The following is a 12,265-nucleotide window of genomic DNA, read 5'->3' as shown; positions in this document are numbered from 1 at the left end:
TTCAGCGCATGTTCATGCCACCGTTCACCTGCAACGTCTCACCGGTAATGTAGCCTGCTGCATCACTGGTCAGGAAGCCGACTGCCGCAGCAATCTCTTCCGGCTGGCCAAGGCGCGCCAGCGGGATGTTGCCGAGCAACGCTTCGTGCTGCGCTTCCGGCAATGCTTCAGTCATGTCAGTGGCAATGAAGCCCGGCGCCACTGAGTTGACGGTAATATTGCGTGACGCGACTTCGCGCGCCAGCGAGCGGGCAAAGCCTTCCATGCCTGCCTTGGCGGCAGCATAGTTGACCTGACCGAGGTTGCCCATGGTCGCGACCACGGACGAGATGTTGACGATGCGGCCGAAGCGCGCCTTGGTCATGCCGCGCAGGCAGCTCTTGCTGACACGGAAGACCGACTTGAGATTGGTGTCGAGCACCGCGTCCCAATCGTCTTCCTTCAAACGCATCAACAGGTTGTCACGCGTGATGCCGGCATTGTTGACCAGAATGGTCGGGGCGCCGAAGCGCTCGCCGATTTCCTTGAGCACGGCGTCGACGCTGGCCTGATCGGTGACGTTGAGCAGCATGCCCGCGCCTTCGATACCGTGCGCCTCGAGGTCAGCGCCGATGGCCGCTGCCCCTTTCTCGCTGGTGGCAGTACCGATCACGATACGGCCCTGACGGCCGAGTTCACGGGAGATGGCTTGGCCGATGCCACGACTGGCACCGGTCACCAGTGCGATTCTGCGTTCGCTCGTCATCTTGAGTCCTGAGTTGGCTGATCCAAGTCACATGGCCGGCCAGATGGGCCAGCCACGAGCTTACTGATTCTGTTCGGCAGCGGTCTCGCGGGCAAGTTCCAGCGCCGCTTCCAGGCTATCCGGATCATTCACGGCCAGGCCACGTGCCTGACGCTGAATGCGCTTGCCAAGGCCGGTCAACACCTTGCCCGGGCCGCATTCGATGAAGCTGCGCGCGCCACTATCGAACATGGCATTGACGCAATCGGTCCAGCGCACCGGCTGATAGAGCTGCTCGATCAGACGCTGACGCAGTGTCTCGACATCGTCATGCGCCTTGGCATCGACATTCTGGATGACGGTATAGCGCGGCGCACGGAAATCGATGGCATTCATCGCCTCGGCCAGCTTGTCGGCCGCCGGGCGCATCAGATCACAATGCGACGGTACCGACACCGGCAGCGGCATGGCGCGCTTGGCACCCGCTTCCTGACATGCCGCGATGGCACGCTCGACGGCAGCGGTGCCACCGGCGATGACGACCTGTCCCGGCGCATTGTAGTTGACTGCCGCGACCACTTCACCCTGTGCCGCACTGGCACAGGCGGCTTCGACCTGGGCATTCTCGAGACCGAGAATGGCTGCCATCGCGCCCTGGCCCTGCGGCACGGCAGTCTGCATGGCTTCGCCGCGCAGATTGACCAGCTTGACGCCCTCGGCGAAACCGATCACGCCAGCGCAGACCATGGCGCTGTATTCACCCAGGGAGTGACCGGCCATGCGCGCCGGGCGCGGGCCTTCCAGCTCCTGCCAGACGCGCCAGATGGCGACACTGGCGGTCAGAAGCGCCGGCTGGGTCAGCTCGGTACGATTGAGCTCCTCCGCCGGGCCTTCCTGTGTCAGGTGCCAGAGATCGCGCCCCAGCGCGTCAGAGGCTTCCTCGAAGGTAGTGCGGACCACGCTATAGCGCTCCGCCAGCTCCCGCAGCATGCCGACCTGCTGGGAGCCCTGTCCCGGGAAGATGAGGGCCAGGGAATCTGTCATTGCTGTCACCATTTCCATCTGTTCAGGTGGGACTGACACGGGTCAAGAAACCCGATTTCCACTGGCTCGCAAGCGAGACGACCACTGTCGTGTCTCACGCTTCTGCCAGGGGAAAGCCTGCTTCCTGTCATTTACGTCATGCTGCTGTCCTGCGGGGGCTTCCTGTAGGAGCTGCCTGCCCCTGATTCCCGTCCGCCTTCACCGCCCGGCCGCGAAGCGCTGGCATTGTCGCACCGTGTGCGCCGAAGCTCGACCCCAACAGGAACAAATCAGACCAATTTACTCATTCAGCGTGAGTATGTGCCTTCCAGGGCCTGCGCCAGGCGCGAGGGCAACTGCTCGCGAGCCTCGCTGGCCGCGCGCGTGACGGCAAAGGCAAAGCCTTCCGCCGCCGCGCCGCCGTGGCTCTTCACCACCACGCTTGCCAGGCCCAGCAGGCTAGCGCCGTTGTAGCGCACCGGATCCAGTTCACGCGAGAGTCGTGTCAGCGCCGGGCGCGCCAGCCAGGCCATCAAACGCGTGCGCCAGCTGGCCGCCAGGGTCGCCCCCAGCTGCGCCGACAGCATCTGCGCAAGCCCTTCACTGCTCTTGAGCACGACATTGCCGACGAAGCCGTCACAGACCACCACATCTACCTTGCCGGAGAAGAGGTCGCCGCCCTCGACAAAGCCAAGGTAGTCGAAATCCGACTCGCTGCCAGCCAACAGGGCGTGCGCTTCCTGCACCTGTGCAGTCCCCTTGACCGACTCGACCCCCACGTTGAGCAGCCCCACTCGTGGACGCTCGACCGCGTCGATGAGGCGACTGCGCATCGCGCCCATACGGGCGAACGCCAGCAGATGGTGCGGTGCGACATCGACGTTGGCGCCGAGATCCAGCAGGCTGCAGGCGCGCGCGCCGCGCGTGGGCACCGCGGCACAGATGGCAGGTCGCTCCACCCCTTTCACTCTTCCCACTTCGCGCATGCCCAGCGCCATCAAGGCGCCGGTATTGCCGGCACTGACACAGGCATCCGCCTGACCCTTCGCCACCAGGCCCAGGGCCTGAGACATGCTGCTGGGCTCGCGGCTGCGCAGGACGCGGGACGGGCGAGCATCAGACGCGACAATGCCGTCGACAGCGAGTGTCTGAAGGCGATCACGAACACGAGAGAGTGAAGCAGGGAGGGAGTCTAACTCGGCATCCAGTAGATGCTGCGGGCCGACCAGGATGGCGCTGAGTTGCGAGTCTCGCAACAGCGCACTGGCCGTGCCCCGTAACGTAGCGCGGGGACCGAAGTCCCCGCCCATCGTATCGATGGCGATACGCACGGCGTTACGCCGCGCGCTGCATCAATGCCTTATGCATCAACGACTTTGCGGCCACGGTAGAAACCGTCGGCAGAGACGTGGTGACGCAGGTGAACTGTACCGGTTTCCTTGTCCTGGGACAGGGTCGGTGCAGTCAGGGCATCGTGGCTACGACGCATGCCACGCTTGGAACGAGTTTTGCGGTTCTGCTGAACTGCCATGGGAATTACTCCAATCTTGTCGACAAATTGAGTTCAGTGCTTGTCCTTCAGGGTGCGAAGCACACTGAATGGATTCACAGCGGGTGCGTCCGAGGCCTCGGGTTCCACACCGCTGGCCAGCTGGTCGCGAGAGACGGCACAATCGGCCTCCTCGTGGTAGACCACCTGCGGCAGGACCAGGAGCACTTCATCCTCGATCACTGTCAGGAGATCCAGCTGTTCGTTTTCCACCACTACCGGCTCGTACTCACCGGGCAGCTGCGCCGCCAGCGCATCGCTGGTCACCAGACCCAACAGGAACTCGCTGGAAAGCGGCTCCGGCTCGGTGGGTCCCAGACAACGCTGACATAGCAGACTTGCCTCGAAGGCGATGGAGCCTTCGATGAAGCTGCGACGTTGAGTGTCGATGTCAAAGGTCATGGAGACGCTGACGCCCCCTTCCTGAGCACCGATGGCCTCAACAACACGGGGCATGTTCGCCAGTGGAATCACGCCTTCAAGGCGTTTACCCGCTGACGCCAGCCGGTAGGGCTCGACCTTGGTCGGCAGTCTTGTGGTCAACATAGGCGCGCCATAATAGGGATTCCCCCTCCCGGTGTCAAAATGCATGAGCAACTTGTTGCTTTTGCCAGCCCCCTCACCATCACGCTTTCACGTCGATATGCGACAACTGACACTGGGCTACACGTCCAGCGCGCGATTGTACGCGCCTGACGCTTCAATGCCGAGAGGATTTACGGCATCCTGCAGCCCTTGTTTTTCAAATACTTGCCGCGCGCCGCCCAGCCAATGCCCGCAACGCGCCCCGACGGGAGAGCCATGATGACTCCACTGGTCCTGGCGTCCAGCTCACGCTGGCGTCGTGAACTGCTTGAACGCCTCGGGCTGCCCTTCACCTGGACAGCCCCCAGTATCGATGAGACGCCGCGGCGCGCAGAAAGTGCCGAGACACTGGTCCATCGTCTGGCACTCGGCAAGGCCAACGTCGTGGCGGATGCCTACTCCCACCACCTGATCATCGGCAGCGATCAGGTCGCCGTCTTCGAGGGCGAGATACTGGGCAAGCCGGCGGATCTGTCAGCCGCACGCGCCCAGCTGGCGCGCTTCTCCGGGCGTCGCGTGCGCTTCGTGACCGGCCTGGCGCTGATCGACACCCAATCCGCGCGTCACTGGGTCTGCCATGAAGACTACGAGGTCGTCTTCCGCTCCCTGACCAGCGCCGAGATCGAACGCTACGTCGAGCGTGAACGCCCCCTCGACAGCGCCGGCAGCTTCCGCATGGAAGGACTGGGCATCACGCTCTTCGAGCGTCTCGAGGGGCGTGATCCCAACAGCCTGATCGGCCTGCCGCTGATTCGCCTGTGCGAACTGCTGCGCGAGGCAGGCGTCGACCCTCTGCTGGATGCGCCGTGATTCTGAGAGACACCTTAACCCTGAGAGGCACCGCGCCCCCGAGAGACACCGCAGCCCTGAGCGACGAGGGCTGCGGCCCTGGCTCGCCTACCAGGGCAGGCGGTAGCTGACCGGCGACACCGTCGTCTCGAGCCCCATCGCACTGACCATCACACCGGCGAAGCGCCGCGTGAAGCGCTCGAAGGGGTCCTGACGCGGCGTGTAATCGTGCAGCTCCGCCTCTGGCGTCAGCTCCGCTGCCAGCTCTTCCAGCGTGCCGGTACGATCGACCAGCCCCAGCCCCCGCGCCTGCTCGCCGGTCCAGATCAGCCCCGAGAACAGCTCGGGATCGTCCTTGAGGCGCTCACCGCGCCCGGCCTTGACCGCCGCGATGAACTGCTGGTGCGTCGTGGCCAGCACGCTCTGCCAGAAGGCACGCTGGTCCGGCGAGATTTCCGAGAACGGATCAAGAAACGCCTTGTTGTCTCCCGCCGTGAACACGCGACGCTCGATATCCAGCTTTTCCATCGGCCCCTTGAGCCCGAAGCTTGAGGAAATCACGCCGATGGAGCCCACCAGGCTCGAGGGTGCCGCGATGATCTCGCCGGCGCCGGCCGCCATGTAATAGGCACCACTGGCGCCCAGGTCTTCAATCACCGCGATCACCGGCTTGTCGCCCCGCTCGCGCAGCCGCATCAGCTCGTCATAGACGCGCTGGGACTGCACCGGGCTGCCACCGGGCGAGTTGATGTCGAGCACCACCGCCACGGAGACCGGTGACTCCCAGGCCGCGCGCAGCCCCTTGATGATGCGCTCGGCATTGGCTTCGCCATCCGCTTCGATCACGCCCTTCACGCGCACCACGCCCAGATGCTGCTCGCCGGGCAGCGCCGCTGGCTGGCTGCCGAGCGTGAACAGAGTCACCGAGGTCGCGATCGAGGCGATGAACAGCAACGCGAACAGGAAGCGGAAGAACAGCTTCCAGCGCCGCGAACGACGCTGCTCGGTGACCACGCCCTGCACCCAGCGGTCCATCATCTCGAGCTGCGCGGTACGCTCGCGCGCCTGCCAGTCCACCTCTCGCTCGGAGGCGTCAGCCGCGCCCTGTCCACTCATGCCCTGCTCACTCATGCCCTGCCCGCTCAAGCCCGCTTCGCTCTCGTCCTTGCCACCCGCGCCTTCACGCCAGGGATCATGCGGCCTGTCACTCATCGATTGCTGCTCCTGTGCTGGGCGATCGCGGCCGTTACCTGGCCACGTACAGCCAATCCATCAATTCATCGAAATGCGAGACGATACGCTGCGGCGCACAGGCCTCAAGGCGCGGCACACTGTGTACGCCGTAGTCGACACCGACACTGTGCATGCCCAGGGCACGCGCCATTTCCAGATCATATTCGGTATCGCCGACCATCAGCGCCTCATGCGCCTCAACGTTCAGCTCGGCCAGCAACTCCTCGAGCATGCGAGGGTGCGGCTTGGACAGCGTCAGGTCCGCGGTGCGCGAGGCATGGAACCAGTCACCGCAATCATGGGCCGTGAACATGCGGTCCAGCCCGCGGCGGCTCTTGCCCGTCGCGACGGCCAGCAGCTGCTCGGGATGGCGACGCAGACGCTGGATGCCGGCCTCGACACCGGGGAAGAAGTCCAGCGGCGTGGTATCGACCGCCACGAAATGCGCCTTGTAGGCCGCGACCAGCGCCTCGCACTGCTCGGCCGTCGCCCCCGGGAACAGGCGCTCCATGGCTTCGGGCAGCCCGAGCCCGATGATGTCGCGCGCCGCATGGGCAGGCAGCTCGCCCATGCCCGTCGCCAGTGAGGCCGCCTGCAGGCAGTCGACGATACGCGCCTCGGAATCCATCAGGGTGCCATCCCAGTCGAAGATGACCAGGCGATAGCGCGGCTGCGGCAGTCCTGCGGTGAGATCAGTCATGACGAGCTCCCAGCTCTCTGGCAGTGGCGAGAACGCGCTTCATCCGCTTGTCCAGCGGTGCGCGCACGGTGACGGTTCGCCCGTCGATCGGATCAGGAAAGCTGAGCTGGGCGGCATGCAGGAACAGGCGCTCCAGCCCGACCTTCTTCGCCAGGGCATTGCCGCGCTCGGTGCCGTACTTGGTATCGCCGAGCAGCGGGTGGCCGGCATGCACCGAATGCACGCGAATCTGGTGGGTACGCCCGGTGATCGGCTCGGCCTCGACCAGCGTCATGCTCGGATAGGCCTCACGCACCGCGTAGCGGGTGCTGGCCGTCTTGCCGGCCTCATCGACACGCACCCGACGCTCACCATTGCCACCGTCATAGCGCTCCAGCGGCGCATTGACATAATCGCGGCGTGAATCCCAGCGCCCCTCGACCAGCGCCAGATACAGCTTGGTCATCTTGTGGGCCTTGAGGTCGGCATTGAGCTGCAACAGCGCAGCCCGCGACTTGGCCAGCAGAATGCAGCCGGAGGTATCACGGTCCAGGCGGTGCACCAGCTCCAGGAACGGCAGGTCGGCGCGGATCTGGCGCATGGCCTCGATCAGACCGATCTTGACGCCACTGCCACCGTGCACGGCAAGCCCCGAGGGCTTGTTGATGACCATGAAGTCATCCGTCTCGCGCACGATGCAGCCCGCCAGCACCTCGCGCAGATTGTCACTGACCTCCTGCACGGCGGCTTCCGGCGAGAGGCGCAGCGGCGGCACCCGCACCAGATCACCCGCCTGCAGGCGGTAATCGACCTTGATGCGCTTCTTGTTCACGCGCACTTCACCCTTGCGCACGATGCGATAGATCAACGCCTTGGGTGCGCCCTTGAGGCGGGTACGCAGAAAGTTGTCGATGCGCTGCCCGGCCAATTCCGGGGCAACCTCGATCCACTGGACTGATTGGCCTTCGGCCATGTCGCACTCCTTTCCGGCCCCGCCTTCGCGCGGCCTGCTCATCTTGTTGCCGTGCGCCTGGGCGCACTCAGACCGGTCATTCTACGGTGTCATGCGACCAATGGGGAATCATCGTGCCATATGCCGCTCTCATCCGCGGCTCGCCGGGCCTCGTATCTCGGGCGATGTAGCGAAGCGTTTGATCTGGCAGCTGAATTGCTGGTACATACCTTTACTGGTATATTCGAGCGCAGTGAGATGGGCCTTCTCTATATGCCCAATCATCGTCTCCGCAGCCCTGTCACAGCGGCCGGAAAAACGGCGCACCCGGCACTTCAACAAGGTGCTTCACGCCGGCGGAGAGGGTCAGATGGCCCGCAATGAAGCAACGCGCACCGACATCAGCACCGTGCAGGTCACGCAAGCACCCTGTTGTCATCTACCCTGTCGGTAGCGTGCTGTCCCGCGCATCGCACCTGTCAATCACAGGCAGCGAAGGCCGCCCCAAGGACAGTCATTCGCGGCCAGTGGCCAGACCAACAGCTGACGCAAAACATCGATGTCGCTCAGGTCTCACAGGACCTGATGACGATATCAGCGGGCGCGGAACGCATGACGCCGCGCGCCGCAGCGCAATCGCCCTTCGAGCCTTCGTTGCAGACTCCACGAGATGATGTCGCGGGAGCCCGAAAGCCGCCTGCGCAGGCAAGACAGCAAGACGCCCAGTCATTCATGGGCCAACGACACAAGACCGCTCGGGCATGAAGCCCGGGTAATCATTCGATATCCGTGCCGAAGGCCGGCGTCGATGAATCGGCAAATGCCAGGTGTTAGGGAAGAGACCGCAGGGCCGGAGGAGTACAAATCCCCGCAACACGTCCTGCCTCTTCCAAGTACTCAACATGATCATGCCGCATGTGGCCCGTCCACGGACTTGCCTGCATGCGAAAAACGCATTCCACGACATGCGCTGAGCACAACACGAAGCGGAAAACGGTTCCTCGTCGCCGACGCACAATGCGGCTGCCCTTCGGCACGCCCAGTCTAGCGAGACGACATGAAACGGATGCTCATCAACGCGACCCAGCCGGAAGAGCTGCGCGTCGCACTGGTCGACGGACAACGCCTTTACGATCTCGACATCGAGTCCGGCGCCCGCGAACAGAAGAAAGCCAATATCTACCGCGGCAAGATCACCCGCATCGAGCCCAGCCTCGAAGCCTGCTTCGTCGACTTCGGCGCCGAACGCCACGGCTTCCTGCCGCTCAAGGAAATCTCCCGCGAGTACTTCTCCAAGGACCCCGGCCAGGGCCGTCCCAACATTCGTGAAGTGCTCAAGGAAGGCCAGGAAGTCATCGTCCAGGTCGACAAGGAAGAACGTGGCAACAAGGGCGCCGCCCTGACCACCTTCATCAGTCTGGCCGGCCGCTTCCTCGTGCTGATGCCCAACAACCCGCGTGCCGGTGGCATCTCCCGCCGTATCGAGGGCGAAGAGCGCGCTCAGCTGAAGGAAGCGATGAACAGCCTGACCCTGCCGGACAAGATGGGCGTCATCGTGCGCACCGCTGGCATCGGCAAGAGCGCCGAAGAGCTGCAGTGGGACCTCGACTATCTCGCCCAGGTGTGGGACGCGGTGACCAAGGCCGCTTCCAGCCGCCCTGCCCCCTTCCTGATCTACCGTGAATCCAACGTCATCATCCGTGCCATGCGCGACTACCTGCGCAATGACATCGGTGAGGTGCTGATCGACTCTCCGGAAGTCCAGGAAGAAGCGCTTTCCTTCGTACGTCAGGTGATGCCGAGCTACCAGCAGAAGATCAAGCTCTACGAAGACGACGTGCCGCTGTTCTCGCGCTTCCAGATCGAATCCCAGATCGAGACCGCCTACCAGCGTGAAGTGAAGCTGCCCTCCGGTGGCGCCATCGTCATCGACCACACCGAAGCCCTCGTCTCCATCGATATCAACTCCGCTCGCGCCACCCGCGGCAGTGATATCGAGGAAACCGCGCTGCAGACCAACCTGGAGGCCTCCGACGAGATCGCCCGCCAGCTGCGTCTGCGCGACATCGGCGGCCTGGTGGTGATCGATTTCATCGACATGACGCCGGCACGCAACCAGCGTGAGGTCGAGAATCGTGTGCGCGACGCGCTCAAGATTGACCGCGCTCGCGTCCAGATCGGTCGCATCTCACGCTTCGGCCTGATGGAAATGTCGCGTCAGCGTCTGCGCCCCTCACTGGGCGAGACCAGCGGCGTGGTCTGCCCGCGTTGTGACGGCCAGGGCACCATCCGTGACGTGCGCTCCATGGCGCTCTCCATCATGCGTCTGATCGAAGAAGAGGCCATGAAGGAGCGCAGCTCGCAGATCCGCGCCATCCTGCCGGTGCCGGTCGCGACCTACCTGCTCAACGAGAAACGCGCCACGCTGTTCGACATCGAACGTCGTCAGGGCGTGAATGTCGTGCTGCTGCCGAACCCGGAACTCGACACGCCGCACTACGAAGTCGTGCGTCTGCGTGATGACCACGTCGATGAAGACGGTGCCGACAAGTCCAGCTTCGAGCTGTCCGTCGAGACCGAAGTCGGCAAGGAACCGGATCCGAACTTCGACAAGCCGCCGGCGCGCACTGAAGCAGCCGTCAAGAGCGTGTCCCACACCACGCCTGCCCCGGTTGCCGCACCGGAAGCGCCTGCCGCAGCGCCCGCCGCAGTGGCCGAGACCGCTGACAGCAGCAATGACAGCGATAGCCGCAACGGCAACGGCAAGAACAACGGCAATCGTCGTCGCAACGGCAACGGCAGCAGCAACGGTCGCAACCGCCAGGAGTCGCGCAACGAGTCTCGTAATGACACTCGCAGCGAAGGCCGCAACGACAGCCGTCAGAGCTCGCGCAATGACAACCGTCAGGGCAACCGTTCGAGCCAGGGCAATGACACCCGCGCTCAGGCCAGCAAGCAGGAAGTCGTGGCGCAGCCTTCAGCCCAGACTCCCGCCAGGACTGCCGCTCCGGCCGCCGGTGGCGGCCTGCTGTCGCGCTTGGCCCGAGGCTTCAGCCGCCTGCTGGGCAATGACAGCGACACCGCCGTGCCGGCCAAGTCCAGCGAAGCCCGCAAGGCACTGGAAAAGGCCCGCGAGCGTCGCGAGACCGTCAGTGAAGCCAGCGCTCCGGCAGCGGCTCGCAACGACTCCCGCAATGGCCGCAACGCTGAACGTAGCAACGACCGCAACAACGACCGCAGCAACGACGGCCGTGGCAATGAGCGTGATGACAACCGCAAGGACTCCCGTCGTCGCAATGACAACGCGTCACGCAACAACGATGGCGAGTCACGCAACAGCGGCAACGATTCCCGTGGCAACGACGCTGACAGCAGCAGCCAGAACGATGGCCGCAGCAACAACAAGCGCCGTCAGCGCAACGACCGTGGCAACCGTCGCAAGTCCAACGAGTCGCGTCAGGACAGCCAGCAGGAAATCGTCACCAACGACAGCAAGCCGCAGGCCGAACCGGAGCAGACGCCGCAGGCTGACAACAGCCCGAAAGCCGAAGCCAGGAGCAGCGACAGCCAGAACGCCAAGGCCGACAACGCCAGCAAGCGCGATTCCGGCAAGCGCAGCGACAAGCCGGCCCGTGGTGAAAAGCCGGCCAAGACTGACAAGGCCGAGCAGGTCGACAGCAAGCAGGCACGCGAGTCCATCAAGGCGGCCGAACAGGCCGAGCAGGTGGAACAGCAGGTCAGCAGCGAAGACCAGCAGACCCGCAACAACCCGCGTGTGCGCAGCCGTCAGCATGCTCTGAACCCGCAGGCGGTCGAAGAGCAGAAGTCGCTCAAGGCCATGACGCTGGCAGGCCCGCAGGCCGCCGCTGCTCCGGCAGCCGCCGCTGCGGTGCCGGCCATTGCCGAGGAAGGTGCCGAAGCCATCAGCGCCACCACCGCTACCCCGCAAGGCGACGACAGCGCTCCGCAGGCTGAAACCAGTGCTCCGCAGGGTGAAAACAGCACCGCGGCACAGGACGCGCCGGCCAGCGCCAAGCAGTCTGCCAGCGCAGACCTCACGGCTGCCGTTGCACCGGAAGTCAGCGAGCCGAGCAACGAGGCGCTGAAAGAGACGGTAGCGCCTGAGTCAGCGGCATCCGATGCGCAAGCGTCTGAGTCTGAGCCAGCGACAGCGGAAGTGCCCGAGCCGGTCGTCGAAGTACCTGTCGAAGCACCAGTCGAAGAGGCGTCCGAAGCGCCTGTCACCGACGCTCACCAGGCGCAGAAGACTGAGCAACACGCCGCCCAGCGCACTGAGCAGCATGCCGTCCAGCAGCCAAGCGTGCACCAGCCGCAGGCCAGCGCAGCTGACGACGCCGTCGACACGCCGGCCGTCACCGCGGCAGAAGTCGCGCCGGAAGCCGCGGCCGATGAGCAGTCGCTGAAGGAAAGCGTGACCAGCGAAGCCGCTGTGTCTGAAGCGCCAGCCGTCGCCGAGCAAGGCGTCCAGGCACCGGCCGCCGAAGCGCAAGCTGCCGAGCAGACCGAAGCTCAGGCACCTGTCGCTGAAGCAGAGGAAGCGATCGCCGCTGAAGCCGACACTGCCAGCCAGCCTGCGCAGCCTGTGGCGGAAGAACCTGCCGTGGAAGAACCTGCCGTGGAAGCAGCCGCCGCTGAACAGCCTGTACAGGAGGCCGCGCACGAAGAGACTCCTCAGCAGACTGAGACCAGCGAGTCGAAGGTGACGCAAAG

The 12,265-nt window shown here is 64.4% G+C and carries 9 protein-coding genes and 1 pseudogene; 2 read left to right on the top strand and 8 right to left on the bottom strand.

Annotated features, from left to right (window positions below; all coding sequences use genetic code 11):
* Position 1: 1 nt before the first annotated feature.
* The 5 genes from fabG to CLAM6_RS04560 form a co-directional block, all read right to left on the bottom strand.
* Positions 2-745: a 3-oxoacyl-ACP reductase FabG gene (fabG, locus tag CLAM6_RS04580; protein ID WP_043331893.1), complete on the bottom strand. Its 744-nt coding sequence runs from the start codon at positions 743-745 to the stop codon at positions 2-4.
* Between the two features lie 60 nt (positions 746-805).
* The gene (fabD, locus tag CLAM6_RS04575) at positions 806-1,768 is read right to left on the bottom strand and encodes an ACP S-malonyltransferase (RefSeq protein WP_043331894.1); all 963 of its coding nucleotides are present in this window, start codon (positions 1,766-1,768) and stop codon (positions 806-808) included.
* A 287-nt stretch (positions 1,769-2,055) separates the two neighbouring features.
* Positions 2,056-3,078: a phosphate acyltransferase PlsX gene (plsX, locus tag CLAM6_RS04570; RefSeq protein ID WP_082388113.1), complete on the bottom strand. Its 1,023-nt coding sequence runs from the start codon at positions 3,076-3,078 to the stop codon at positions 2,056-2,058.
* A gap of 29 nt (positions 3,079-3,107) precedes the next feature.
* Positions 3,108-3,278 (bottom strand): 50S ribosomal protein L32, encoded by a 171-nt coding sequence (gene rpmF / locus CLAM6_RS04565; RefSeq protein ID WP_065392644.1) that lies wholly within the window; start codon positions 3,276-3,278, stop codon positions 3,108-3,110.
* Between the two features lie 33 nt (positions 3,279-3,311).
* Positions 3,312-3,842 (bottom strand): YceD family protein, encoded by a 531-nt coding sequence (locus CLAM6_RS04560; protein ID WP_153635259.1) that lies wholly within the window; start codon positions 3,840-3,842, stop codon positions 3,312-3,314.
* A 258-nt stretch (positions 3,843-4,100) separates the two neighbouring features.
* Here CLAM6_RS04560 and CLAM6_RS04555 point away from each other — a divergent pair, with 258 nt between their 5' ends.
* The gene (locus CLAM6_RS04555; protein ID WP_153635258.1) at positions 4,101-4,691 is read left to right on the top strand and encodes a Maf family protein; all 591 of its coding nucleotides are present in this window, start codon (positions 4,101-4,103) and stop codon (positions 4,689-4,691) included.
* Positions 4,692-4,778: 87 nt separating this feature from the next.
* Here the strand turns inward: CLAM6_RS04555 and CLAM6_RS04550 are convergent, their stop codons facing one another.
* From CLAM6_RS04550 to CLAM6_RS04540, 3 genes are read right to left on the bottom strand one after another with little or no spacing between them, the layout of a single operon-like run.
* Positions 4,779-5,882: a S49 family peptidase gene (locus tag CLAM6_RS04550; RefSeq protein WP_153635257.1), complete on the bottom strand. Its 1,104-nt coding sequence runs from the start codon at positions 5,880-5,882 to the stop codon at positions 4,779-4,781.
* 34 nt (positions 5,883-5,916) lie between these two features.
* The gene (locus tag CLAM6_RS04545) at positions 5,917-6,603 is read right to left on the bottom strand and encodes an HAD-IA family hydrolase (protein WP_054555006.1); all 687 of its coding nucleotides are present in this window, start codon (positions 6,601-6,603) and stop codon (positions 5,917-5,919) included.
* Positions 6,596-7,555 carry an RluA family pseudouridine synthase gene (locus tag CLAM6_RS04540; RefSeq protein WP_054555007.1) on the bottom strand — a complete coding sequence of 320 codons (960 nt, stop codon included), beginning with the start codon at positions 7,553-7,555 and terminating at the stop codon, positions 6,596-6,598. The genes CLAM6_RS04545 and CLAM6_RS04540 overlap by 8 nt, the downstream gene beginning before the upstream one ends.
* A 1,036-nt stretch (positions 7,556-8,591) precedes the next feature.
* Between CLAM6_RS04540 and rne the strand changes: the two are divergent.
* Positions 8,592-10,436, top strand: a pseudogene (gene rne, locus CLAM6_RS18180) (ribonuclease E); the annotation flags it as partial.
* Between the last annotated feature and the right edge of the window lie 1,829 nt (positions 10,437-12,265).

Origin of the sequence: Cobetia sp. AM6 (genome assembly GCF_009617955.1) — a bacterium.
In the GTDB taxonomy this organism is placed as follows: domain Bacteria; phylum Pseudomonadota; class Gammaproteobacteria; order Pseudomonadales; family Halomonadaceae; genus Cobetia; species Cobetia amphilecti.
Note: the sequence above shows the minus strand (reverse complement) of the source record. Positions and strands in the feature narration are given on the sequence as shown.